This is a genomic window from Pseudomonas umsongensis (assembly GCF_002236105.1).
Lineage (GTDB): Bacteria > Pseudomonadota > Gammaproteobacteria > Pseudomonadales > Pseudomonadaceae > Aquipseudomonas > Aquipseudomonas umsongensis.
The window spans coordinates 1,117,433-1,140,207 of sequence record NZ_NIWU01000001.1; the positions used below are offsets into that span (position 1 = coordinate 1,117,433).

23 protein-coding genes and 2 pseudogenes are annotated in these 22,775 nt (G+C 61.2%); 6 read left to right on the plus strand and 19 right to left on the minus strand.

Annotated features, from left to right (window positions below; genetic code table 11):
- Nucleotides 1-458: 458 nt before the first annotated feature.
- The gene (locus tag PSUM_RS04930) at nucleotides 459-893 is read left to right on the plus strand and encodes a hypothetical protein (RefSeq protein WP_020799224.1); all 435 of its coding nucleotides are present in this window, start codon (nucleotides 459-461) and stop codon (nucleotides 891-893) included.
- A 197-nt stretch (nucleotides 894-1,090) separates the two neighbouring features.
- On the opposite strand, the gene PSUM_RS32425 is transcribed toward PSUM_RS04930, so the two are convergent.
- The 10 genes and pseudogenes from PSUM_RS32425 to PSUM_RS04975 all read right to left on the minus strand — a co-directional run bounded on the left by PSUM_RS32425 (nucleotide 1,091) and on the right by PSUM_RS04975 (nucleotide 8,250).
- Nucleotides 1,091-1,507: a cytochrome ubiquinol oxidase subunit I gene (locus PSUM_RS32425; protein WP_331717107.1), complete on the minus strand. Its 417-nt coding sequence runs from the start codon at nucleotides 1,505-1,507 to the stop codon at nucleotides 1,091-1,093.
- Nucleotides 1,493-1,963: pseudogene (locus tag PSUM_RS32075) on the minus strand (cytochrome ubiquinol oxidase subunit I); the annotation flags it as partial. The pseudogene PSUM_RS32075 and the gene PSUM_RS32425, both read right to left, overlap by 15 nt.
- A 69-nt stretch (nucleotides 1,964-2,032) precedes the next feature.
- Nucleotides 2,033-2,533: a CinA family protein gene (locus tag PSUM_RS04940; RefSeq protein WP_083349118.1), complete on the minus strand. Its 501-nt coding sequence runs from the start codon at nucleotides 2,531-2,533 to the stop codon at nucleotides 2,033-2,035.
- Nucleotides 2,534-2,571: 38 nt separating this feature from the next.
- Nucleotides 2,572-3,738 (minus strand): carboxylate-amine ligase, encoded by a 1,167-nt coding sequence (locus PSUM_RS04945; RefSeq protein WP_020799228.1) that lies wholly within the window; start codon nucleotides 3,736-3,738, stop codon nucleotides 2,572-2,574.
- 35 nt (nucleotides 3,739-3,773) lie between these two features.
- Nucleotides 3,774-4,070 (minus strand): hypothetical protein, encoded by a 297-nt coding sequence (locus PSUM_RS04950; protein WP_020799229.1) that lies wholly within the window; start codon nucleotides 4,068-4,070, stop codon nucleotides 3,774-3,776.
- A 345-nt stretch (nucleotides 4,071-4,415) separates the two neighbouring features.
- A complete protein-coding gene (locus tag PSUM_RS04955; protein ID WP_020799230.1) occupies nucleotides 4,416-5,237 on the minus strand; it encodes a DUF3618 domain-containing protein in 822 nt (273 codons plus the stop codon).
- Nucleotides 5,234-5,665 (minus strand): phage holin family protein, encoded by a 432-nt coding sequence (locus PSUM_RS04960; protein WP_020799231.1) that lies wholly within the window; start codon nucleotides 5,663-5,665, stop codon nucleotides 5,234-5,236. The genes PSUM_RS04955 and PSUM_RS04960 overlap by 4 nt, the downstream gene beginning before the upstream one ends.
- Nucleotides 5,665-6,321, minus strand: a complete 657-nt coding sequence (locus tag PSUM_RS04965; RefSeq protein WP_083349119.1) for a hypothetical protein — start codon at nucleotides 6,319-6,321, stop codon at nucleotides 5,665-5,667. The genes PSUM_RS04960 and PSUM_RS04965 overlap by 1 nt, the downstream gene beginning before the upstream one ends.
- A gap of 192 nt (nucleotides 6,322-6,513) precedes the next feature.
- The gene (locus tag PSUM_RS04970; RefSeq protein ID WP_083349120.1) at nucleotides 6,514-7,155 is read right to left on the minus strand and encodes a hypothetical protein; all 642 of its coding nucleotides are present in this window, start codon (nucleotides 7,153-7,155) and stop codon (nucleotides 6,514-6,516) included.
- A gap of 138 nt (nucleotides 7,156-7,293) precedes the next feature.
- Nucleotides 7,294-8,250 carry a threonine dehydratase gene (locus tag PSUM_RS04975; RefSeq protein ID WP_083349121.1) on the minus strand — a complete coding sequence of 319 codons (957 nt, stop codon included), beginning with the start codon at nucleotides 8,248-8,250 and terminating at the stop codon, nucleotides 7,294-7,296.
- A 96-nt stretch (nucleotides 8,251-8,346) separates the two neighbouring features.
- Here PSUM_RS04975 and PSUM_RS04980 point away from each other — a divergent pair, with 96 nt between their 5' ends.
- Nucleotides 8,347-9,156: a helix-turn-helix transcriptional regulator gene (locus PSUM_RS04980; protein WP_083349122.1), complete on the plus strand. Its 810-nt coding sequence runs from the start codon at nucleotides 8,347-8,349 to the stop codon at nucleotides 9,154-9,156.
- Between the two features lie 12 nt (nucleotides 9,157-9,168).
- Here PSUM_RS04980 and PSUM_RS04985 read toward each other — a convergent pair whose 3' ends face one another.
- Nucleotides 9,169-9,864, minus strand: a complete 696-nt coding sequence (locus PSUM_RS04985) for a tRNA (adenine(22)-N(1))-methyltransferase (protein WP_282958372.1) — start codon at nucleotides 9,862-9,864, stop codon at nucleotides 9,169-9,171.
- A gap of 202 nt (nucleotides 9,865-10,066) precedes the next feature.
- Here PSUM_RS04985 and PSUM_RS04990 point away from each other — a divergent pair, with 202 nt between their 5' ends.
- Nucleotides 10,067-10,366 carry a hypothetical protein gene (locus PSUM_RS04990; protein ID WP_080725397.1) on the plus strand — a complete coding sequence of 100 codons (300 nt, stop codon included), beginning with the start codon at nucleotides 10,067-10,069 and terminating at the stop codon, nucleotides 10,364-10,366.
- 775 nt (nucleotides 10,367-11,141) lie between these two features.
- On the opposite strand, the gene PSUM_RS04995 is transcribed toward PSUM_RS04990, so the two are convergent.
- From PSUM_RS04995 to PSUM_RS32570, 8 genes and pseudogenes are all read right to left on the minus strand, one after another.
- Nucleotides 11,142-12,761: a mechanosensitive ion channel family protein gene (locus PSUM_RS04995; protein WP_083349123.1), complete on the minus strand. Its 1,620-nt coding sequence runs from the start codon at nucleotides 12,759-12,761 to the stop codon at nucleotides 11,142-11,144.
- Between the two features lie 134 nt (nucleotides 12,762-12,895).
- Nucleotides 12,896-13,912, minus strand: a complete 1,017-nt coding sequence (locus PSUM_RS05000; protein ID WP_020799176.1) for a M14 family metallopeptidase — start codon at nucleotides 13,910-13,912, stop codon at nucleotides 12,896-12,898.
- Between the two features lie 15 nt (nucleotides 13,913-13,927).
- Nucleotides 13,928-14,902 (minus strand): DMT family transporter, encoded by a 975-nt coding sequence (locus tag PSUM_RS05005; RefSeq protein ID WP_404821801.1) that lies wholly within the window; start codon nucleotides 14,900-14,902, stop codon nucleotides 13,928-13,930.
- Nucleotides 14,899-15,597, minus strand: coding sequence for an ABC transporter permease subunit (locus PSUM_RS05010; RefSeq protein WP_083349124.1), 699 nt, complete (start codon nucleotides 15,595-15,597; stop codon nucleotides 14,899-14,901). Before PSUM_RS05010 ends, PSUM_RS05005 begins: the two co-directional genes overlap by 4 nt.
- 18 nt (nucleotides 15,598-15,615) lie before the next feature.
- Nucleotides 15,616-16,329 carry an ABC transporter permease gene (locus PSUM_RS05015; protein ID WP_020799179.1) on the minus strand — a complete coding sequence of 238 codons (714 nt, stop codon included), beginning with the start codon at nucleotides 16,327-16,329 and terminating at the stop codon, nucleotides 15,616-15,618.
- Nucleotides 16,330-16,485: 156 nt separating this feature from the next.
- The gene (locus PSUM_RS05020) at nucleotides 16,486-17,274 is read right to left on the minus strand and encodes a transporter substrate-binding domain-containing protein (protein ID WP_033042786.1); all 789 of its coding nucleotides are present in this window, start codon (nucleotides 17,272-17,274) and stop codon (nucleotides 16,486-16,488) included.
- Nucleotides 17,275-17,300: 26 nt separating this feature from the next.
- Entirely contained in the window at nucleotides 17,301-18,062 is a 762-nt protein-coding gene (locus PSUM_RS32565; protein ID WP_256874111.1) for an ABC transporter ATP-binding protein, read from the minus strand.
- 60 nt (nucleotides 18,063-18,122) lie between these two features.
- A pseudogene (locus PSUM_RS32570) lies at nucleotides 18,123-18,875 on the minus strand (aminotransferase class I/II-fold pyridoxal phosphate-dependent enzyme); the annotation flags it as partial.
- 169 nt (nucleotides 18,876-19,044) lie between these two features.
- Between PSUM_RS32570 and PSUM_RS05030 the strand changes: the two are divergent.
- The 3 genes from PSUM_RS05030 to PSUM_RS05040 are packed head-to-tail and all read left to right on the plus strand — an operon-like array spanning nucleotide 19,045 to nucleotide 22,728.
- Nucleotides 19,045-20,598 carry an efflux transporter outer membrane subunit gene (locus PSUM_RS05030; RefSeq protein ID WP_050511610.1) on the plus strand — a complete coding sequence of 518 codons (1,554 nt, stop codon included), beginning with the start codon at nucleotides 19,045-19,047 and terminating at the stop codon, nucleotides 20,596-20,598.
- Nucleotides 20,595-21,716 carry an HlyD family secretion protein gene (locus PSUM_RS05035; RefSeq protein ID WP_083349125.1) on the plus strand — a complete coding sequence of 374 codons (1,122 nt, stop codon included), beginning with the start codon at nucleotides 20,595-20,597 and terminating at the stop codon, nucleotides 21,714-21,716. The genes PSUM_RS05030 and PSUM_RS05035 overlap by 4 nt, the downstream gene beginning before the upstream one ends.
- Nucleotides 21,706-22,728 carry a DUF2955 domain-containing protein gene (locus PSUM_RS05040; RefSeq protein ID WP_033042776.1) on the plus strand — a complete coding sequence of 341 codons (1,023 nt, stop codon included), beginning with the start codon at nucleotides 21,706-21,708 and terminating at the stop codon, nucleotides 22,726-22,728. The genes PSUM_RS05035 and PSUM_RS05040 overlap by 11 nt, the downstream gene beginning before the upstream one ends.
- The last annotated feature ends 47 nt before the right edge of the window (nucleotides 22,729-22,775 follow it).

Sequence of the window (22,775 nt, forward strand, 5' to 3'; positions counted from 1 at the left end):
AGGGAGTCGCTGTAAAAGCGAAACCATAAGCCGCCGTTACCGCAGCAATGGATATGTACGCAGGCAACCAATTCCACACAGGGCTTCCTGTGACACCCCGTATCACCGTCGTGCACGACTCAATTAACGCGTCGTCAGCGGAACGCGGAGCGTCCCTGGCGGCATTCCCACGCAGAGCGTGGGAACGATCATCCAGGTGCACCCGAAAAAGTCAGGTCGGCTTTCAGGCCGCCTCGCTTTAGCTCTGGATTTGGGTACCCCGTCAAACCAAGAGCCTGTTGCCCAGTTTTTCGCTGGCCCGGCGTTCCCACGTTTGGAAAAGTAAGTCGCCGTAAGGCCCAAACTCTAAGTGGCCATTACCGCAACAACGGATATTTCCCCCAAATTTCTTCATACAGGCTATTGGCTTCCATGGATGAGCTACCATAGCTAAACCGTTTTTTTATCCGGAGAAGATTATGCATCGATTGGTTAAGCCGTCGGATTATGTTCTTCAGACTGCGCTGGACAAAATGGTCTACATGCTTCCCTGGGAACGACGACATTGCCCCGGAAACCCTACGGAAGAGCCCGAGCAAGGCGCGCTGCTCTACAACCAATACATCCTGAACTTCCTACACGGTGTGGCGCCGCGTACGCCCAGTGAACGAATCGTTGAAATTGCCCAATGGTGCCTGGCGTTAGCCGGCGAGCCTGCGCGGGCGTTGGCCGATGATTTGTCTGCGGCTTACCTCAGTCGATACAGCTTCGTGCTTGCTGATATTTCAAAATTCGACGATGAGTCGAGAGAATTTCGGGGGCATCTGGCGCTCTGGCCTGAAGAAATCAAAAAAATGCCAGCCAATCTGGTAATGGCTTTGCGAGCCAGGGCCGCGGGACTCTTACTGCGCTGACACATTGGGCAGCCAGAAAATCGGGGGCAGGCGACAGGCAAATCGATTGTTGACCTGCTCACCCCCATGCGCCAACCGCCAAGCTAATCTCCCATACGTTGTTTGTCGCTCTCCAAGGCACGCCAACACTGCCAGCAGCACCCACAGGCCCACGCCGAAGATCACCAGGTAGAACGCCAGGATTGTCCATGTCGCGCCTACCACCTGTCCCGGGTAACCGCTGACAGGCTGTCCGCCGTGCGCAGCAATCCATAAACGGTGAACGGCTGGCGGCCAACCTCTGTCGCTGTCCACCCACTCAACATCGCGAGGAATCCAGCCGAGGTCATCCCGACACTCCACCTGTACATCCAGCGCGTGGCATACAGGCGATGTCGCCACGCAGGACCAGGCTGGCCACGCCCTGCCCCAACATCAACAGGCCCAGGCCGACCATGACGCGAAAAGCAAAGAACACCGTGCACAGGGGGGATGTCCTGGGGCGGGAATTCGTCGAGGGCGGCGATGGTGCTACTCAGGTCATGCCGCAGGTACAGCGAATCCGCACGCAACAGCTGCCAGGCACTGACGCCGGCCAGTAGTGTCGCGAGACCAGGAAACGCGGCCAAGGTCATGTGCGCAAGCCGATAAGGGAAGGAAGGATTGAAGATGATTGCCCAGCAATCCCGTGCAATGAAGCGTCCATCTGCGCCAATGGCGTAACCGGCGGGTGTATGCATCCAGGAGTTGGCCGACAGGATCCAGAAGGCACTGAAGAGCGATCCGATGGCGACGGCGCAAGTGGCAAAAAAATGCAGGCGCGGGCCGACCTTCTTCATGCCGAACAACATGATGCCAAGAAAACACGCCTCCAGAAAAAAGGCCGCCAGCACTTCGCAGAAAATCAACGGGCCGAGGGTGTCTCCCGCCTGGGTCGACAGCCGCGATCAGTTGAGCCCGAACTGGTACTAGGGAATCAGCCCCGACGCCGTGCCCACCGCCACGGTGAGGGCAAACACTTTCAGCCAATAGCGGTAGACGTCCAGGAAGATCTTTTGCCGGCGCCACAGCCAAAGCGCTTCAAGCGCCATCAGGAAGTTGTGTTGCACACAGCACTCAATCGCAACTCCGGTAATCGGCTTTGTCGCCCATGGCTGTCTCTACCCACACTCGCCGGCCAACGCACGTTGATGAAAATGCGGCAGCAGCTTCAATGAGTGGTCTGCCGCCAACCGCTGCACCTCACAACGCGAACCGATGAACCGATGCTGCCGGCTGAAGATGCTCAGCCCCCGTTCGGTCTGATAAGCCCAGGCAAAACAAATGGTGCCAGCGGGAATCCCGTCGACGTCATCAGGGCCAAGGATGCCTGTCGTCGCCACAGCCACATAGGCGGTGCTGTCGTGCAGGGCTCCCAGAGCCATTTCCCGCGCCACTTCACAGCTGGTCAGATTGAACGTTGCGATCGTGTCGGGATTGACCCTCAACAGTCGCTGCTTCGCTTCGGGTGAGTAGACCACATAGCCGCTCTCGATCAGCTCTCCACTGCCTTCGACCTCGGAAAGCAGGGTGATGATTTTGCCGGCGGTGCACGACTCCGCCGTGGTCAGCAGCAATGCGTACTTGCGCAGATATTCAACAGTGTCGTCGGCAATAGGCATGGCGCCTCCCGGTAACGCCTGGTGTCGTTAATGTCGGCTCACGACTCGCACAGCGCTGGTTGCAGGTCATCACTTGCGCAGGGCTCTTGCGATGTTTCCATCAGCAGTTGATCCACCACGTCAGCGAGTGCGGCATGGGTATCCCCTGTGCTGCGCAGGGCTCGTTGGTAAACGCTGCGCTGTCGGTCGGCACTGGTGCCATTGCGCAGGATCCGGCGGGCCTGGGAAAAGACGTTTTCCACGTGCATTGACCGCGCTGTTTCACCCAGGATCTGCTGCGCCAGGACAAGCCACTGCTCGGCCGAGAAGGGTCGGTCGTACCCTTCGACGATGAATGCCCCATGCGTGCCTGACCGTTTCGCGCGCCACCGATTTTCCTTGAGGATCCAACGGGACTCTTGCGAATAGCCCGACCCAGGCCGAGGTTGATCAATCGCATAGGCCACCAGCAGTCGAAAAAACGAGGCGATACACAAGGTGTCTTCAAGGCGCGGGCAGGCATCCGTCATACGTAACTCCAGGGTCGGATACCGCGAAGCAGGACGCACTCCCCACCAGCATTCGCTGGCCTGCCTGATGGCGCCGGTACGCATCAGCAGTGCGATGTAGGCGTCATGGGCAGCCTCATCTTCGAAGTACTCCGGGATGCCCATCCTTGGCCACTCGTCACAGGCCGTTTGCCGATAGCTCATGAAGCCGCTGTCGGCACCGTCCCAAAAGGGCGAAGAACTGCTCAGTGCCAACAACAGCGGCGTCCACGGCAAGACTTCGTTCATCACCTGGATACGATCAAGGTGACCCGGCACCTCAACATGTACGTGCAGCCCCGACAGCACACTGCGCCGGGCGACCCGTTGGTAGTCGTCAAACAGCTGGAGAAAATGATCCTGCCCGGTGGCCTGCTGCGTGCGCCAGTCAGCCAAAGGATGGCTGCCCGCACAGAGCAGTCCAAGGCCGTAGGGCACCAGCCTACGCTGCAAATTTGTGCGAGCAGAGACAAGGTAGTTCTCGGCTTCCGGCATGCAGGTGAAGATAGGGGACGCTACTTCGATCTGGCCTTGGAACATTTCATAAGCAAAGCAATTGCCCATCGCCTCCTGGCACGCTTCGATCGAAGCGCCGGGAGGCTCATCGGACATTCGCCGGGTGTGCAAGTCAGTGATGAAGTATTCCTCTTCAATTCCGAACTTCAACCGTCTGTTCATTGATGTGCCCTCGCCTTTCACACTGCCGCCTGCAATCACCCCTGATCATCAACCGCGACGTCACCATCGCTCACTTGGCCCACTCGGTGATAATCCTCTCCCGCTACTGCGCGCAGAAAAGCCAGATCGGCCTTTATTCGCAGATCACGCCACTCTTGCCAACTGACAATGCGCAGGCGATCCATTTCATCTGATTGTCTGAGCAGTTCTTCGTGATAGGCATCCGGAGATTCCTTGCGCAGTGCAATGTCATCGAGTGCTTGGTACCAGGCGTCCAATGCACACAATCTTCGTTCCTGTGCCGGCGTCAGTCGGTTTGTGAAGGCGTTCATGGCAGTGGAATTCCCGAGTCATTTCTGAATGGATCAACACGGTTCGAGGCAGGTTCATGGGGACCGACAAGAGGCGCCGACCAGGTTGCAGGTGTTCTGGTTCAGCCCAATGCGTATGCACGGTAATGACCAGGACAAACAGCCAGACTCGATTGAAGCGCTCGACTTCAGGCCGCTTGCGTCCACGTTGCAGATCTCATGGGGCACAAACCGTCCGGCCAGTCGTCCGTCTATGTTCAATCGCTTAAAACTTTTCCCGGCTGCGCGTTCTCAACTGCTGTTGCAGCAAATCCCAAGCAAAAAAAGGGAGGTCAAGATTCGACCTCCCGCCTTTCGCTTGATGCCTTACGACGTACCTAACCCACGAGACAGATCGGCTGATTGGCTGCCGGGCACGGGGCGATCCCCTACGGGCTTCTCCACATCCGTGTGCTCGGTGGTTTTAGTCACCGTATCGCGCACCGCTTCGAATCCCTCCCGAGCCTGCTGCTTGACCTTGTCGGCCAACCCTGCGGCGGTCTTGCCCATGTAGCGCTGCTCGGTCGCTGTCGAGGGTAATGCTGCCCCCAACATCGCCCCCAAGGCGATGCCTGCAGCGGCCATCATCAGCGGCTGTTCCTTGAGCAACTGGCTGACCTGGTTGCTCATCTGTTGCGTTCCGCGCACCAGGCGATCGCTGGCATCGTGCACGGCATGGCTGATGTTTTCGCTGGCAGCGCCCAGGTTATCGCCCAAGTGCGCCGCTTTGCCTTTAACCGTCTGGTAACCCTCCTTCAGGGTGTCGGCAGTCTGGTGCAAATGCTCGCGCGCACCGTCGAGGCCATCCGCCAGGCCATCGGTCCACTCCCCTACCTTGTTCTCCTGTGGTTGCGCTCGATAAACGGGACGAGGAGTCGGCGGACGGTTCTGGCTCATCATCAACCATAACAGTCCCACCGACGTCACCACCGCAGGCACCGGATTATTGCGCACGCTCGTGCCAAGGTTACTCAGGAACGTAGTGCCGTTGCTCTGCATGAAAGACAACGCCTGATCGAAGACCTGACCCGGGGTGAACTTGCTTTCCAGCGCATCGACGATGTTGCCAATGCTTGCACGCTGCGCATCGATTTCACGCTCGATGGTCTCGGGGCTTTTTTGCGATTCGATTTCGAATTCACTGTTCATGAGACTCTCCTACGCAGCGCTTCCTGGTCTTTGTTCAAGGCGTCCAGCGTGCGATCAGGCTTGAAGTGGGACGGTTCGAACTGTTTTTTCCCGGATTGCAACATGGCGAACCCGACGATCATCACCACGACACCGACGATCAGTGCGGCCAGCCACGGTGCCATGACCATGCTCAAGCCATAGACCACGGACATCAGCAGAATGATGAACCCCGCCAGCAGCACAATCGCCCCGCCAGCGACACCGGCAATGCCAGCCTTGAGCGTCGTAAGGCTGGCTAGCAGCTCAGCCTTGGCCAACGCCAGTTCCTTGGTGAACAACGAGGGCACTTCGCGCGTCAACTGACGCAACAGCCCGACAACCGAAGCGTCAGTCTCAGGCACGGGCACCGGTCTTGCGCCCGGCAGATCTGGGTTATCTCTGTTCATCACAGCGCTCCTTTAAAGGACGTGGAACCGGGAGTCGGATTCGTCGCGAAGTCTGATGGATGACCCTGTCCGTTCGGCGAGGCCGGCGTGATGCCGGTTGCCAGACCCGGGTTGTGATCGGGACGTGTCGGAACGGAGGTTTCGTAAGGTCGTTGAGCGCCAAAACCACCTGACGGAGGCATTGAACGACCTGTCGCCGGATCGCCACCATCGCTATCGCTGACTGTCGCCGCAGGCGCGGTGCCGGCCTTGAGAAAACGCGAAAGGCCAAAGCCCAGCGCAATGCTGCCGGCAATGAACAATCCCGGATTATTGCGCGCCAGATCGGCCGCGTCGTGGAGCAGCTGCTCCGCGCTTTTCCCGCGCAAATTCCCCGCCAGCCCGCTCATGGACTCCGCCATGTCTGCGAGGTAGTCGGACATGCCAAGCTTGTCCTTGTCCTCAAGTTCCGAAACGAAAGATTTTGCCCCTTGGGCCAGGGCCTCGATCTGATCGGCTGCCGTGTCACGGTACTGGCCAAACTGCTCATCCACCTGCTGTCTCGCACCGCCAAGCGCTTCTGTCACGTTCTCCTTGAGGTGTTCAAAGTCAGGGGCTGGTGTTGCGGTATTGGGTTTGCCTGACAGGTCATCTGTCGTGCTGTCTGTAGTATTCATGTCGTCCCTCGCCTTCTGAGTGAAGAAAAGCGTTATCAGGGTTCGCCACGAAATACCCGCAGCCCCCCTCCCTTCTGATGACGGGGCAGTGTGATGGGGAGTTCCAATTGAATGATGAGTGATCAATACTTCTCAAGCGGGAAGCCCACCTGTTGCGTCAGTGCCAAGGCTGGGAGCTGGCGCCCCTCTCACCTAGCAGGTACAACGGATCGTGGTGATCACCAGCGCTACCAACTGACAAACAGGTACCCAGGCGACCTGGACGATCAGCAACAGGGTAAAGGACAGGAAGGCCCTGAGCAGAAAGGCATGGGTCATCTTGATGCAGGACAGCTTGCGATGGGTCCCGGTGTGGTTGTGCCTCACGGCAAGCAGCAGTTTCTCCACCAGCTCGGGCTTGGGATCGGTCTTGCACCACAGGCTCGCCAGGTCACTGGCGTCGACCCGGCTTGAGGTTGATACCTTGAGCGTTTCGAATGCCCATATACCTGCGCGAAACAGATACAAGGTGGCCACCAGGAAGATGCCCAACCAGACGATGCTGTAGCCGATGGTTGATTTGTCGCTCCAGATGCTCGCAAGCAAAGAGGCTAACACCGGTGCGAGCGCGGTGACGGCTGCCAGGTAGAGGCTGGCTTTGGCGTCTGCGGTTTTTCGTCGATCCGATTCGGCATCATCGAGGCGTCGCGCTTCTTCAAGCGCCGCATCGGTGTCAACGTCCCAGTTGGCCGCCCTGATACTCGTGTTGTCCTGCTGATGCCCGGTCTCTTGCTCCTTGAGCGCTTGCGTAGTGAGCGTTTGCAACCGGGGCCAGATCAACTCTGAAAGGTTCATGGGCGGCCAATGCCTTGGAGTTCATCGACAATGGCGCGGGGATAGGCACGGCGGCTACCTTGTCCCGCCACGCCCGCTGCCCATTGGGTTGATTTCATGATAGTCGAGTGCGCCGTATCTGACGGAGGGGCAAACCCGTCAGCCGATCACGCGCGCATACACCGATCTGTCGACGTTGCCACCGGACAGGATCACCCCCACCCTTTTGCCCCTCATTGCGTCGCGCTCCTGGATGAGCGCTGCCAGGGCGGCGGCGCCTGCGCCTTCTGCGAGATTGTGGGTATCGGTGTAATACATGCACATGGCCTCGGCAATCTGCGCCTCGTTGACCGACACGATCCGCGCTGCACCTGCCGCGTAGACGGCAAAGGCTTCGGCAATCGGCTTGCGCACGGCGAGGCCGTCGGCAAAGGTGTCGGCAGAGTCGGTTTCACATAGTGCACCCGTTTCAAAGGATAATTTCGCGGCTGCCGCCTCGGTGGACACCACGCCGACCACTTGGGTTTTCAGGCCCAGCGCATCGCGGGCGGCAATCACTGCGCAAATCCCCGAGCCACAACCAATCGGCACGTAGACGGTATCCAGGTCCGGCGCGGCCTTGAACAGTTCCAGCGCATAGGTGGCCACGCCTTTGACCAGCTCGGTGTGGAATGGCGGTACCAGGTAAAGGCCATGGACCTGTGCCAGGCGTGCGGCTTCCTCGCGGGCCTCATCGAAATCGCGGCCATGTTCGACCACTTCGCCGCCAAATCCGCGCATGGCATTGTTCTTTTCCAGAGAGTTACCTTGCGGCACGACAATCAGCGAATTCAACCCCTGCGCGCTGGCCGCCAGCGCCAGGCTTTGACCATGATTGCCGCGGGTGGCAGTGGCAATGCCTCGCACGCCCGGGTGCGTGCGCTTGAGCCAGTGCATGAAGGTAATGCCGCCACGCACCTTGAATGCACCGGTCGGCGTGTGGTTTTCGTGCTTGACCCACACGGTGCAACCCAGGCGTTCAGCCAGCAAGGGCCAGGGGTACTGCGCGGTGGCAGGCATCACCTGGTAAACCAGGCGAGCAGCTTGTTCGATATCGTCGCGAGTCAGTGTGTGCATGAGGAGGCTCCCAGGGGTTTGGCCCAGTCTAGACACGCACGCCCTTGGCCGGCTTTCAGAAAACCGACCTGACTTTCGGCCCCCTTCTTAATTACTATGGTGTGTATGAACCCTCTCAACCGCCTGCAACCGCCATTCCCGCCTGAACCGGTGCGCCGTATCGAGGTGGGGCCATGGGCGATCGAACTGCTGCCCGGCAGCGCCTACGCGACCCGATATGTCGCGAACCAGTCGGCGATTGGCTTTGCCTTCGACAGCCAGCGCGGCCTGCACGCCATCGGCAGCGATCGGGTACAACCCTTCATTGCCATGCCCAACGGCCTGGCGTTCGTCCCCACCGGGTGTGACGTATTGTCTGAATCGCCAACGGGCGGTGAATACCTGCGGGTGATACGCACCGACGGGAGGGTATTGCCGGGGGATCGGGCCTTTAACAACCGCATGGATCCGCAGGCGACCGCCCTCGCCCTGCGAATGCGCGGTGCGCTGTTACAGGCTGGGGTGGCGGACGATTGGGAGGCCTGGGCACTCGCACTGGCTGAGCGCGCTACAATGAACGCAGGTTTGTCGACTCCGCTGCAAGGCTCACTAACGCCCAACCGCATGCGCTTGCTCGATGAGTTCATCGATGCCGGCCTCGACGGCCCGCTGGGTGTGCAGGCAATGGCGCAATTGCTCGGGTTGTCCGAAGGTTATTTCATGCGTGCGTTCAAGCAGGCGACGGGGCAAAGCCCGCACAGTTACCTGATTGACCGGCGCCTTGCCAAGGCGCGTGCCCTGATGCGTGATTCGACCGCGAGGCTGGCGGACATCGCCCACGCCTGCGGTTTCAACTCCCAGGCGCACATGACTACCACCTTCAGGCAGCGTCTTGGCGTGAGTCCCGCGCAGTTGCGTGGTTGCTAGTCCCGGATGGGGTTAAGCCAGCAGCTCAGTGATCCATCGGGCCTGCCGGGTGATGTCCTGCATCTTCTCCTCGGGCACGGCCTGCCGCGCCCGCGCGAAATGGCCCAGGGTCTTGTGCTTGACGCGCAGCATTCGCTGCCATTTGGCCAGGAACACGGGGCTGCGGGCCTGCATCTGCAATGGGCCGAAGTACAGTTCCTGGGCGCTATACACCATCGGTCCGGCGCGCTCGGCGACGATGATTTCGTAATAAAAGCGATTTTCCCGCAGCACTTCCTCACAAAGGATGCGGTAGCCATTTTCCATCAGCCATAGGCGAAGTGGCTGTTCGCCGCCGTTGGGCTGCAGGATCAGGCGTTCCTGGCCGCTCAGGCGCGCCTTGCCGCTGTCGAGGATGTCGCGGATGGTCTCGCCGCCCATGCCACAGAGGCTGATCGCCGTGATGTCGTCTTCCGGCTCGATTGCTGCCAGGCCATTGGCCAGGCGTACGCTGATCCGTGCGTGCTGGCCGCTCTCGCGCACGGTGCGTTCGGCCGAGCGAAATGGTGTCAACGCCACCTCACCGGCCACTGCCGCGCTGATCGCGCCACGGCGCATCAACGCCACTGGCAGGTAGCCGTGATCCGAGCCGATATCGGCCAGGCGCGCGCCGGCTGGCACATGCGCCGCCACGCGTTCCAGGCGCATGGACAATGTCTGTTCGTTCAATTACTACCCCTTTTCACCCCGAACTTGCAGCACCTTTGGCCCGATCGGGGGGGCGATTCTGTCGAGTAACGCCGTGCATTTCAAATTTATGCGACAAGGGCGCCATGACTGTTGATCGGCAACACCTTCACCAGCCCCCCAGGCCGACTAGACTGATCAGGCACACCACCGGTTGCCAGCCGCTTGAGCCAGGGGAAACGGGATGACCGCAATAACAGTGCGCCAATGCTCGTCATGGGTCCTGCCCTCTTTTCTCGCCATCAACCTGGTGCTGACAGCGGGATGTGCGGGCAAGAACACCTCGGCTCGCAACTCGGCCTCAGGCACAGGCGCAAGCTGCTATGCCAAAGCCCTGCCCTCCGCTGGCGAAGGCGGCCTGGCCTTTGGCTCCACCTTGAGCATTGCGCGGCAGAAGTCGTTGAATAACTGCATACGTTATGCGGGTCGTTCGGGGGGTACACCCGGGACGTGCCAGGTGGTGTTGTCGGAGTGCAGGCATTGATCTGGCGGTCGCTAGGTGAGTCAGGTTTCCCGCGTGATCGTTGACCTTCATCGCGAGCAAGCTCCACAGCTACAACAACTCTCTGTCGCCAATAGCCATGGAGCAGTTCAGCATGCTCGCGATGGACGCTGGGCACCTGACGGCCCGCGGTGCTGTGATCGTTGCCACGCTCTGCGTGGGAATGCATCCTGTGACGCTCCGCGTCACCATTGCGCACGGCTCACGTCATGCACCGTCAGCGGAACGCGGAGCGTCCCTGGCGGCATTCCCACGCAGAGCATGGGAACGATCACAACGCGGACAGATCTGCAATCAGGTCGGCTGTCAGGCCGCCTCGCTTTTGATTGTGATCTGGCTTTTGATTTTCTTGCCCCCTCGAGAGGCTTCGTTCCGGTTCTGCGCAGTGGGTAAACCGGCATGGATGCCGGTTTAGCCGCGCACGGCCATGGATGGCCGATCGCGGCGACCCACGGAGCAGGACCGGAGCGAGGGTACCCCGAGCCTTAGCGAGGGGCCGAACGCCAGGGGCAAGAGCCCTTGGTTACTTGGGGCTGTTCCAAGTGACTCGCTGTAAAAGCGAAACCCCAGGTGGCCGTTACCGCAGAAATGGATATGTACCCGGTCAACAAAACCCAGGTCGGATGTCAGGCCGCCATCCCTGCGATGCGGCGACCCGACAAGCCAGCTCCCACAGGGGATCGCGCTCACCTGAAATCAGGCCCACGGCCACAAGGATGAAGCCGGCAAAAGCACGGCGGCGTTCAGTCAGTTTCACTCAGGGTTGCCCGGTTTTCTGCGCCGGTGCCGCATACCATTTATCCCTGGGCACCCGCTTCTCATGCTCGGGATCGCCCAGATAGTGCGGCGACATGATCTGCACTTCGTACTCGTTGAACACATCCTGGATATTGGCGTGCAGCATGCTCAACAACACCGCGCGCGGGCGTGGCTGGCTGGGGATGGCCTGGGCTACGAGGCGATACTCGGGATAAAAATCCGACAGGGCTGTCTGGAATACCTGCGCTGGCGGTTCATCGAGCACGCCGGGGGTGCGCCTGGCGGCTTCCAGCAGCATGGCTTCGACCTGACGCCACGGCGTGTCGTAGCCAATGGTCACCACGGTGTCGACCACATAACCCGGGCCCTGCACGGTGCGCGAATAGTTCTTGGTGACGGTGGCGGTAATCATTGAGTTGGGCAGGGTCAGTACTTCCCCAAGGCCCGTGCGAATGCGCGTGGTAAATATGCCCAGCTCCGTCACCGTGCCTTCGTATTCGCCAATGCGCACGAACTCGCCGGGGCGTAAGGTGCGCGTGTAGGTCAGGATCAACCCGGACGCGGCCTGCCCGACCACGCTGGAGGCACCCAGGGAAATCATCAGGCCGATCAGCACCGATAAACCCTTGAAGGCTTCAGTGCCAGCGCCCGGCAGGTAGGGATAGGCCATGGCCAGGGCGAACAGCCAGATGGCCAGCGACGTCAGGCGCTGGGTCGGTTGCAAGGTTTCCTGGTTCAACCAGCTGAAGGTGCCGGGGGTGGCCATGCGCCGCAGGATCCGACGGGCGAAGACCGTGGTGCCGCGGGCAATGAAAAAGATCGCCAAGGCCACGCCCAGTCCGGGTATCGCGCCGACGATGCCCTGGAATAGATAACCGGCGACTTCCAACAGGTAGTTGTTGAGGCTTTCGCCCCAAGGCCGGGTGTAGGGAAAGCGGGACAGGACAAAACCCAGCCATTCGTAGGTCAGCAGCAAGACGACCAGCCAGCGCACTATCCCCAGCAGGCGGCTGACCAGCGGATACAGGTAGTTGGCATCGATCACCTGCACCCGTCCGACTTTCAACGCCTGGGTGTGCCGGTGCATCAGGTCCGGCAGTTTTTTCAGCAAGCGACGGCGCAGGTACGCCATGCCCCAGAGCAACACAACATAGATACCGGTAGCCAGCGCTGCACCCGCCAACGATCTGAGAATCAAGTGCAGGCTACGGGCTTCCTGGGTTTCGGCCACCACTTGGCGCAGTTTGCCAGCAGCACTTTCAGCCGCCTGCCTGACTGATTCGAACTCGGTGGTATCGACATCCTTGGGGGAAACGATAAACGCGCGCTTGGCGCCCAGCAGCACCAGGTAACTACCCTGGATGCCATCAAGGGTGACACTCAGGTCGTCCGCATCATCCAGTGCTTCGTTGATCGCTGTCTTGGCCCGTTTGACCCGGATCTGCGGCGCTTCACCGAGTAATGCACCACGAAACACAATGATGCTGCGATTGGCGATTTTCAGTTCCGCAGGCGCCGGTTGCGCCTCCAGCGGTGGGGGAGCGTCCTCGGCTCGCAGCAATATCGACCAGCACATCGCGACAATGACGATCAATGGGGCGAGCAACCAGCTGCGCATGCATCCGTTCCTTACGTCACTGGGTTCTGGACAGGGTACGTATCGCAGCGTAGTCCAGCGACGGACGGTTGTCAGATATCGTCAACCGGCGTTCAACATGCACACCGGTGATCGGCCACTGCCGCCGTTGCGCCTCAGTTGGGATCCAGCAACCCACCGCTCCAGTGCCGCGAAAGGCGACTGCCAGTGAACTTCGCCACCCCCATGCCCCGGGCGATCAAACGATCGCGATAGCGTGTGACCAGGCGCCCGGTCTGCTCGGCATACAGCACCACTTCGGAGGACGGGTCACCTGGGCGGCGCAGGATTCGTGCAAAGCGCTGCCCCTGCTCGACCTGATCGCCCAGTTCCTTCTCGAAGATCAGCACCCCGGGCTGCGGCGCGACAATGGTCTCCATGTGGCCCATCTCCACGGCCTCGACGGCCCAGTCGGCGGGCGCCAGCGCATCGTCGATGATGCCTTGGCCACAAAGCCAGGCGTAAAGCCCCTGTGCATCCTGCTCGGCAAAACGGTCGCTGACGTCACCCTGCCCTCGCAGCTCCAGGGTCGCGGCCAGGCGCTGCCCAGTCGTGCCGTCGCGCAGCCATGGCGCAATAATCGTTTCCTCGAACGAACCGTCGCCGCCGTCATCCCAGATGATCGCCAGGTCCATCCGCAGCGCCGCCGCCAGTTCACGGCCACGGGGCCAGAAACTGCGGTGCACATACAGGTAGGGCAGCGCTTCGTCGTCGGTGTGCAGGTCCAGCATCACATCCGCCGGTGCCGCCAGTTGCACCAGTTTCTGTTGCCACTCCTGGACATTGGTCGAAGGCCGCGGCATCGCGGCCGACCGATCGAAGCCACGGTTGAAGTTCTGTCCGCTGGCATCGTGAAAACGTCCCAGGATCCGCCCCTGGCGAAACTGACCGATACCCAGCGGGTTGGCCTGTGGTACCACGGTCACGCTGCCGTTGAGGCGGCCTTGGGACTCGGCCACCTCAAGGCGTTGCATCAACAGGTGCAGCACCAGCATGCCGGCGATTTCATCGGCATGTACCCCGGCCTGCAAGTGCACCTTGGGCCCACCGCGGCCGCCCTCGAAACGCCAGGCACCGACCTGTACCGGCTCACCATTGTTGTTGCGAACCTCGAATGAAACATCCTGCGCCATAAGCCAGTCCTCCTGTCATTGATCCACGACACTCGCTCGGCCGCCATCGGGCTTGCCCTCGGCCGCTTCGGGATAGAGAGGCTGCGACACCGAGCATTCGGCACCGACGACCTCCTGCGACGGGTGCCGGCCGAAAATCATCGCCAGGGTGCCGCTGACCGCAATCAACCCGGCGCCGATCATCAGCGACACATCCATCAGCGTGCCCCAGATCAGGCTCGACAGCAGGAACGCCCAGATCAGCCCGGTGTACTCGAACGGCGCCAGCACGGTCGCGGTGGCACGCTGGAAACTGGCGAACAGTAGGAACTGGCCGATGCCGCCCATCAGTCCCGCACCGAGCATGCCCAGCCAGGCGGGAACCGGTGCCGGGGTGTGGGTCCAAGGCAACGCCAGTGCCATGCAGATGACGAACACCACGTTGGTAATCAACATCTGCTCGAGCACCGAGGTCTGCTCATCCACCTGGCGCAACTGGATGTAGGTGAACGCCCAGCACATCGCCGCCAACAGGGTCAGGACAATCGGCAGCGGATCGCCCATGTCACTGGGGCGACAAGCAATCACCACGCCGATGAACCCGATGATCAGGGTGAACCACTGCCAACCGTTGACGCGCTCCTTGAGAATCGCCGTCGCTAGCACCGTGACCATGATCGGTGCCGAGAAATACAGGGTGGTCATCTCCGCCAGCGTCAGGTCGCGGGCCGCCGTGTAATACAGCAGCCAGGCAGCGATCGACAGCAAGCCGCGCACCACCAGCAGCCGCCGGCTGGACGAACGCCAGGCACGCCGAACCAGTTGCAAACGGCCGAGCAGCAAACAGGCGAGCACCACCACCAGGGCGCGCCAGAACAGGATGGTGAACACCGAATAATCAGCCACCAGCCACTTGATACCGGCATCCTGCAAGGACAGGAACGCGTAGCCCAATGTGCACAGGCCGATGCCTTGCAAGGAGCGGTCAACCAACGGCGTACTCTTCATCATGCGGACCTGCGAACCGGGGTGCCACGACGCTCGGCGAAGGCGAAAAGCGCCTCGATCATGAACGTCAGGCACACGTAGACACCGGCCACCAGCAGCAACGGCTCATACACCTGCAGGGTTTGCGCGCGCACCACGTTGGCCGCGCCCAACAGATCGATCACGGCGATGGTCGAGGCCAGGGCCGTGGATTTGAGCAGCATCACGGTTTCCCCAGCCAACGTCGGCAACAGCAAGCGCAGCGCCCGGGGCAAGCGCACCCGCAACAGGGCCTGGCGCGGGGTCATGCCGAACGCCGAAGCTGCTTCCATTTCGCCTTTGGGCACCGCCAGCAAGCCACCGCGGATCACTTCGCCGACATAGGCCCCCACCGACACCACCAGGGCGAACACGATGTACCAGTAACCATCACGCAAGTATGGCCAGAGGAAACTGCCGCGAATCAATGGAAACTGCGCAAACAGACTGCCCAGGCCGTAGTAGAAAATGTAGATCTGGATCAGCAAGGGGGTGCCGCGGGTCACGCTAGTATAAAACAGGCTGAGCTTGGCGATGACTTTGTTCCTGGAGATCCTGGCCAGCGCTACCAGCACCGCCAGGAAAAAACCGAACACGCTGGCAATCAACAGGATCAAAAGGGTCGTTTGCAGCCCGCGGGCCAACAGCGATGCGTATTCAACTATCCACGTTGGAATCATTTCATTCTCTCTGCCGGTTCAGTCGACAAGAGGCATCCAGCGACGAATGCGTCGCTCGAGCCGTCCCGACAGGTAGTTGGAAGCCAGCGTCACCGCGTAGTACAGCGCCGCGGCCGTGAGGTAGAACAACAGGTAATGACGCGTCGAACCCGCCCCTTGCCGGGCGGTGTACAACAGTTCGTTGGTGCCGACCACGCTGATCAGGGCGCTGTCCTTGATCAGGTTGATCCACAGGTTGGCCATCCCCGCCATCGCATAGGGCGCCATGATCGGCAGCGTGACGCGCCGGAACAAAGCGAAGCCGTGCAGCCCGAAGGCCTTTGCCGCTTCGATCTGGCCGAAAGGAATGGCCTGGATCGCCGCCCGGAAAATCTCCGAGGCGTAGGCGCCCTGCACCAGACCCAGCACCACGATCGCCGCCAGCGGGCCGCTGACGTTCACCGCGTCGTAACCCAGCGTTGCCATCAGTGCGTTGAGCAGCATGGATCCGACGTAGTACAGCAACAGGATCAGCAGCAACTCCGGCACCGCGCGAAACAAGGTGGTGTAACCGCGCGCCAGCGCCGCAATCGGCCTTGGCCCGCCCAACTTGAGGCAGGCCACGACCAGGCCGATGGCCAGCCCGAGTACGAAGGCCCCGGCGGAAATCTGCAGGGTCATCCATAAGCCCCTGAGCAGCGCCGCCCCCCATCCTTGCTCGCTGAAACCGATCAAATCGAACATAGCTGGCATGTTGTTCTCCAGTCAGTGACCTTGAAGGCGCCACTTGCCCCTGTGGGAGCGGGCTTGCTCGCGAAAGCGGTATGCCATTTAGCGATGATGTCGACCGCCACACCGCCTTCGCGAGCAAGCCCGCTCCCACATGGGATCCGTGTACAGATCTGGCTATCAGAACGCCGGCTTCACGCTCGTGCCGAAGTAGCTTTGGGACAGGTCGTCATAATCCTTGCTCGCCAGCAGTTCCTGGATGGCTTTGTCGAGTTTGGCCTTGAGCTCGGTGTCGTCCTTGCGCAGGCCTGCGCCCACGCCCTTGCCGAAGATCGGGTCGTACGGCACGGCGCCGAGGTAATCCAGGTTGCTCTTGCTGGCATCCGGTGTCTTGACGAAGGCCGCCATGGCGGTGCCGTCGGCCATCATCAGGTCGAGGCGACCGGCGATCAGGTCGGCGTTGACCGAATCCTGAGTGTCGTAATACTTCACGTCGGCGATTTTTTCGTAGTAGGTCTTCAGGTAGCTGGCGCTGACCGTGGAGTTCTGCACGCCGATGGTCTTGCCCTTGAGGTCGTCCGGGTATTTTTTGACGACAGCGTCCTTCGGTCCGACAACCGCCACCACGGAGTCGTAGTAGGCCTTGCTGAAAGCGATCTGTTTTTCCCGTTCTTCGGTCACCGACATCGAGGAAAAAATCACGTCGATTTTCTTTGCCAGCAACGACGGAATAATCCCGTCCCATGCCACTTCCTTGATCTCGCACTCGGCTTTCATTTCGCTGCACAGCTTGTGGATCAGGTCCACTTCAAAACCTTTCCATTCGCCGTTGGCCTGTTTCTCGGTGTACGGCGGATAGGGTTCGGCGGCGACCGCGAACCTGATCGGTTGTGCCTGCGCCGCGCTCATGCCAGCCAGCATTACAGCGGCCGCGCCGGTCAACCAGTTTGCCAAACGTCGATTTCCCATGGTTTTTGCCCCGTCTTTTGTTGTTTTTAGCGAGTTTGATGAGCGTTGACGAATTGCCGGCAACGCTCGCTGCGTGGGTGTACGAACACGTCGTCCGGCGTACCGGTTTCCTCGATCAGCCCTTGATGCAAAAAGGCGACTTTGGAGGAGACATCGCGGGCGAAGGCCATTTCATGGGTCACCAGGATCATGGTCCGGCCTTCCTCGGCGAGAGAGCGGATCACCCGCAGCACTTCCCCGACCAGTTCCGGGTCGAGTGCCGAGGTGGGTTCGTCGAACAGCATGACCTTGGGCCGCATGGCCAGGGCCCGGGCGATGGCCACCCGTTGTTGCTGCCCTCCGGAGAGAAAAGCCGGGTACTCGTTGCGCTTGGCCGCCAGCCCCACCCGTTCAAGCAAGGCTTCGGCGCGCTCGGTCGCCTCGGCCCGGCTTTCGCGCAGGACCTGGGTCGGCGCTTCGATGAGGTTTTCCAGGACCGTGCGATGGGGCCAGAGGTTGAAGTTCTGGAACACCATGCCCAGGCTCGAACGGATGCGCACCAGTTGCTTGGCATCAGACACCAACGGTGCGCCGGGGCGGGTGTGGTTCAAGTGAATGCTTTCGCCATCTACCAGGATGCGTCCCTGGTCCGGGACTTCGAGCATGTTGATGCAGCGCAGCAAGGTGCTTTTGCCGGAGCCACTGGCGCCGATCAGCGAGATCACCTCGCCCTCGCGCGCCGTCAGGGACACGCCCTTGAGCACCTCGATGTTGCCGAAGCGTTTGTGCAGGCCTTCGACTTCGATCATGGTTCGCGCGGTGACCGGTTCGCTGACCGGCCTGCTCGTCACGCCGCTGACCACAGGCCGTGGTCCCTGGGTTTTCAACGCCAGGACAAAATCATGGATACGCTCGCAGGTCCTGGCCAACACCAGGGATTCGGCACGCGCCACCAGGGCGGGATCAGCGATGATCCAACCCATGTGCCAATCGGCCATTGGGTGGGATTTCGCCAGGCTACCCATCACCACACAACGCTCGGCCATGCCCGGCGCTACCGTGAGGCTCAGGTTCTGGTGCTGCAGTGTCAGGTCCTCATGGACTTCATCGATGACCACCCACAGGTCATGGGCAATGGCGAGTCTGGCGATGGCTTGCATTGGTTCGTGCTTGAGCATCGCACTGGCCAGGAAAATTGCCCGGGTACGCGGGGTAATCGCCTTGGCCAGCAGCGCTGCATCAATGGACGCCACCCGCACCAGCGTGGCGCCGCAGGCCTTGAGCGGCGCGTCGCCGGTCGGGTGCATCGGATCGACGACAATCACCTCGTCCCCGGCGGCGAGCAGGCATTTCGACGTGATGAGCAAGGCGTCCTGCGCCCCTGTCAGCGTGATCACGTTTGTGGCGTTGAGTTCACGCCCAAACAGCTTGCCGTAGTGCCCGGCGAGCGCTTCACGTAAAACCGGCCGATCGGTAAGTTCGCTGCCGTGGGGGTCATCAATAGCGGCTACGCCTTGTTCCGGGATCCGCTCAACAAAGGGTGAAAACCGCATGCCAGTGCCTCGTTCAAGATGAAGAAACGCAAGCCCGCAACCAGCCGGGAAAGAAGGTGAAACGAACATAGTTCAAGCTGAACACTCGTTCAACAGAAAACTGATGGTGGTTCGCGTTCAGCGCAAACAGGTCGTTTTTACGATAGTCGCGACGTTTTTACCTATTGCTTGGTAACGTCATGCAGAAGGCAAGCTGACGACTATGCTGCTGTGATGTCCTTTGGTTGGAAAACGCCCAATGCAATCAGCTACATCCACGCGGATGCGACGCCACCAGCTACTGCTGTTAGGCGTAGTGGTCCTCGGCGGTTGCGTACGACTGGGGCCGGACTTCCAGCCACCCGGCGAAGACTGGGTCGATCACTGGAACACCCCGGCCCTTGAGCATGCCAGCCAACGCGGGGTGTACCCGGACACCCGCCAGTGGTGGCAAATTTTCGCCGACCCGGTGCTCGACCGGTTGATCGCCGAGTCGGATGCGCGCAATACCAGCCTGAAGATCGCTGGTTTGCGCGTGATGGAGGCCCGCGCGCAATTAGGCATCGCGCAAAGCGGGCGATACCCGCAACTGCAGCAGATCAGCGCTGACAGCGTCTACATCAACCGCCATCAGTCCGGCGGAACCAACCCGGTAGACAGCCATTTCTGGCAACACAGCGCCGGATTCGATGTGGGCTGGGAACTGGATTTCTGGGGACGCTTCAGCCGTGCCATCGAAGCCGCCGATGCCAGCTACTTCGCGGCTGAGGCCAACTATGACGACGTGCTGGTCCTGGTGCGGGCGCAGGTCGCCGACTCTTATTTCTTCCTGCGCACCACCGAGGCACGCTTGCGCGTCGCCAACGAAAACGCCCGCCAACAGCAGCGTAATTACGAGATCACCGAAAGACTGTTCAACAGCGGCCAGACCGCCGAACTTGACCTGCAACAAGCCAAGACCCAATACCTGGGCACGTTGAGCACCATCCCCGTACTGGAAGATCAGCTGTCCCGCACCCGCAATGCCTTGGCCGTGTTGATCGGCCAACCACCCGGTGCGCTGCCGCTGGTAGTCGACAACAGCCAATTGATCCCGCTGGTCGATCGCGCCGTTTTGCAGGATGTCCCGGCCAATCTGCTGCTGCGCCGGCCCGATGTGCGTGCGGCCGAGCTGAACGTTGCGGCACAGTCGGCGCTGATCGGCGTCGCCGAAACCGATTTCTACCCGGCCCTGACGTTGCTCGGCGGCATCGTCTGGTCGACCGACACCTTGAGCGGAACGTCGCGCAGTCTCGACCTGATCGGCGGCCCGAGCCTGCGCTGGAACGTGTTCGACTATGGCCGCATCAGCAACAACGTGCGCGTGCAGGATGCGCGCTTGCAGCAGTTGATCGAAGCCTATCGCGACAAGGTGCGCCAGGCCGCACGCGAGGCGGATGACGCCGCCAACGGCCTGACCCGCGCCCTGCAACGTGAGCGCATCCTGCGCGATGCGGAAAAAGCCGCGCAACGCTCGCTGGCCTTGGCCAACACGCTCTACCGCGAAGGTTACTCGGATTTCCAACGGGTGCTGGATGCCCAAAGGGCACTGCTCGAACTGCAGGACAGCTACCTGCTCAGTCGAGGCGATGCGGTGAGCAATGTGATTGCCCTGTACAAGGCCCTGGGCGGCGGTTGGTACAGCGCCCAGCCCAAGGTCGATCGCGCCACGCGCCAGCAGATGGAACAACGCACCGACTGGGGCGACTTGCTCGCCGAGCCCCCGGCGCAGCAGCCCGCCTTCCCTTTGCCCAATCAGGTGAAAGAACCATGACTGAAGCCGCGCCTTCCCCCCAGCCCGCGCCGGCCGCCGCCGACCCGATGAAAAAAGGCATCAAGTGGGTCTTGCTGCTGATCGTCCTGAGCCTGGCCTGGTACCTGCTGGCTGACCGCTTCACACCCTATACCCAGCAGGCACGGGTGGGTGCGTTTGTGATTCCGGTGGCGGCGGAAGTCGCCGGCCGGGTGACACGTGTCAACGTGCGAAATAACCAGGATGTGAAAGCCGGCGAGGTGATTTTCGAGATTGACCCGCAGCCCTACCAGATCGCCGTGGATCGCGCGCGCGCCGACCTTGAATCCACCCGCCGGCAGATCGGCGCCAGCACCGCCGGTATCGCATCGGCGCAAGCCAGTCTGCGCGCGGCGCAGGCCAACGAACTCAAGGCGCGACAGGACAATCAGCGTCTTGAGGGCTTGTACCGCGAAGACCCCGGAACCATTTCCGTGCGCCTGCTGGAGGTGTCCCGCGCCAACCGCGAGGCAGCTGTCAGCCAGGTCGCCGCGGCCCGCGCCGAAGTGCAGCGCGCCCGTGAGCAGGAAGGCGGCAGCGAGGAAGACAACGCCCTGTTGCGCAGTGCCGCGACCGCCCTGTCGAAAGCCGAGCTGGACCTTTCCAACACACAGATTCGCGCCCGTTCGGCTGGCTTGATCACCGACCTGCGCACCGATGTCGGCCAATTCGCCGCAGCCGGCAACCCGGTGATGACACTGATCGCGATCCACGATGTGTGGATCAGCGCGGACATGACCGAGAACAACCTGGCGCTGGTCCGGCCCGAAACCCCGGTGTCGATCGCCCTCGACGCACTGCCCGGCGAAGTGTTCCAGGGTCGCGTGCGCAGTATCGGCTACGGCGTCAGTGTGGGTCAGCCGACCGCGCCCGGCAGCCTTCCCACGGTGCAGAACAGCCGTGACTGGCTACGCCCGGCCCAGCGTTTTCCGGTGGTCATCGAGTTTTCCCCCGAGTCACTGACCCTGCTCAAGGACAACCGCGCCATCCGTTCCGGCGGCCAGGCCGAAGTCATGGCCTTCCCTGCCGAAGGCAACGTGCTCAACCCGCTGGGCCGCTTGTTCCTGTGGCTGATGAGCTGGCTGTCGTATGCCTACTGAGCGCTCGCCCAGGGTGCAGCGCGCGCTGCGCCTGGCCTGTGGCACAGCGCTGTGCCTGGCCGCGAGTTTTGGCCTGGGCATGCCGATCCCCTTCCTGGCGCCGGTGCTGGGGGCATTGTTGCTGGTCAGCCTCAATCGCCCGTTGCCGTTCAAGGCCACCCTGGTGCTGGCGCTGACCGCGATGCTGACCACCGGCATCGGCCTGCTGTTGATCCCGCTCCTGCGTTACTACGCCTTCAGCGGCGTGCTGTTGATCGGCCTCGGCCTGCTGATGGTGTTTCGCTTTGGCCAGCGGGGTGGCAATAACCTGGTGGTGACCTTCCTGGTGATCGGCCTGACCATGATCCCGGCGGCCGGGGTCGCCGACTTCGGCCTGGCGGCAACGGTGATCAAGGCGTTGACCAGCGGCTTGCTCCTGGCGGTCCTGGTCGGCAGGGTCAGTCACTGGCTGTTCCCGGAACCCGCCAACGCCCCGACGCCCCCGCCCGCCCCGGCATTGTCTGAGACAGACGTCGACCGCGTCGCATTGCGCGCAACCCTGATCGTGATCCCAACCTTCCTGCTGGCACTGATCGACCCCGCCAGCTACCTGCCCATCGTCCTCAAGGCGGTGAGCCTGGGACAACAGAGTTCCAGCACCAACGCCCGCGATGCCGCCCGCGAGCTGATTGGCTCGACCCTGCTCGGCGGCCTGCTGGCGATTGCGTTCTGGAGCGCACTGACGGTTTTCGTGCACCTGTGGATGTTCTTCCTGTGGATGCTGCTGTTCGCCCTGATCCTGGCCCGCAAGCTTTATGGCTTGAGTGCGGGCCGGTTCAGTCCTGGCTTCTGGCTTAATACCTTGATCACACTGATTATCCTGTTGGGGCAATCGGTTCAGGACAGCCTGGCGGGCAAGGACGTCTACACCGCCTTTGCGGTGCGCATGGGGTTGTTCATTGCGGTGACGTTGTATGCCTGCCTGATGGTGTATTTGCTGGACCAGCGACAAAAGACCAGTCTCCGGATTTAAACATCCCCTGTAGGAGCGAGCATGCTCGCGATGGAGGCTCAGGCACC

Excerpts from the sequence above, each read along its gene's own strand:
- PSUM_RS04995 (WP_083349123.1), bottom strand. The coding sequence starts at position 12,761 with ATGCGCAGCTGGTTGCTCGCCCCATTGATCGTCATTGTCGCGATGTGC.
- PSUM_RS05015 (WP_020799179.1), bottom strand. The coding sequence starts at position 16,329 with ATGCCAGCTATGTTCGATTTGATCGGTTTCAGCGAGCAAGGATGGGGG.
- PSUM_RS05010 (WP_083349124.1), bottom strand. The coding sequence starts at position 15,597 with ATGATTCCAACGTGGATAGTTGAATACGCATCGCTGTTGGCCCGCGGG.
- PSUM_RS04965 (WP_083349119.1), bottom strand. The coding sequence starts at position 6,321 with ATGAATACTACAGACAGCACGACAGATGACCTGTCAGGCAAACCCAAT.
- PSUM_RS05040 (WP_033042776.1), top strand. The coding sequence starts at position 21,706 with ATGCCTACTGAGCGCTCGCCCAGGGTGCAGCGCGCGCTGCGCCTGGCC.
- PSUM_RS04955 (WP_020799230.1), bottom strand. The coding sequence starts at position 5,237 with ATGAACAGTGAATTCGAAATCGAATCGCAAAAAAGCCCCGAGACCATC.
- PSUM_RS05030 (WP_050511610.1), top strand. The coding sequence starts at position 19,045 with ATGCAATCAGCTACATCCACGCGGATGCGACGCCACCAGCTACTGCTG.
- PSUM_RS05005 (WP_404821801.1), bottom strand. The coding sequence starts at position 14,902 with ATGATGAAGAGTACGCCGTTGGTTGACCGCTCCTTGCAAGGCATCGGC.
- PSUM_RS04945 (WP_020799228.1), bottom strand. The coding sequence starts at position 3,738 with ATGAACAGACGGTTGAAGTTCGGAATTGAAGAGGAATACTTCATCACT.
- PSUM_RS04950 (WP_020799229.1), bottom strand. The coding sequence starts at position 4,070 with ATGAACGCCTTCACAAACCGACTGACGCCGGCACAGGAACGAAGATTG.
- PSUM_RS04960 (WP_020799231.1), bottom strand. The coding sequence starts at position 5,665 with ATGAACAGAGATAACCCAGATCTGCCGGGCGCAAGACCGGTGCCCGTG.
- PSUM_RS05020 (WP_033042786.1), bottom strand. The coding sequence starts at position 17,274 with ATGGGAAATCGACGTTTGGCAAACTGGTTGACCGGCGCGGCCGCTGTA.
- PSUM_RS04990 (WP_080725397.1), top strand. The coding sequence starts at position 10,067 with ATGACCGCAATAACAGTGCGCCAATGCTCGTCATGGGTCCTGCCCTCT.
- PSUM_RS04975 (WP_083349121.1), bottom strand. The coding sequence starts at position 8,250 with ATGCACACACTGACTCGCGACGATATCGAACAAGCTGCTCGCCTGGTT.
- PSUM_RS04970 (WP_083349120.1), bottom strand. The coding sequence starts at position 7,155 with ATGAACCTTTCAGAGTTGATCTGGCCCCGGTTGCAAACGCTCACTACG.
- PSUM_RS04980 (WP_083349122.1), top strand. The coding sequence starts at position 8,347 with ATGGTGTGTATGAACCCTCTCAACCGCCTGCAACCGCCATTCCCGCCT.
- PSUM_RS32565 (WP_256874111.1), bottom strand. The coding sequence starts at position 18,062 with ATGATCGAAGTCGAAGGCCTGCACAAACGCTTCGGCAACATCGAGGTG.
- PSUM_RS05035 (WP_083349125.1), top strand. The coding sequence starts at position 20,595 with ATGACTGAAGCCGCGCCTTCCCCCCAGCCCGCGCCGGCCGCCGCCGAC.
- PSUM_RS32425 (WP_331717107.1), bottom strand. The coding sequence starts at position 1,507 with ATGACCTTGGCCGCGTTTCCTGGTCTCGCGACACTACTGGCCGGCGTC.
- PSUM_RS04940 (WP_083349118.1), bottom strand. The coding sequence starts at position 2,533 with ATGCCTATTGCCGACGACACTGTTGAATATCTGCGCAAGTACGCATTG.
- PSUM_RS04930 (WP_020799224.1), top strand. The coding sequence starts at position 459 with ATGCATCGATTGGTTAAGCCGTCGGATTATGTTCTTCAGACTGCGCTG.
- PSUM_RS05000 (WP_020799176.1), bottom strand. The coding sequence starts at position 13,912 with ATGGCGCAGGATGTTTCATTCGAGGTTCGCAACAACAATGGTGAGCCG.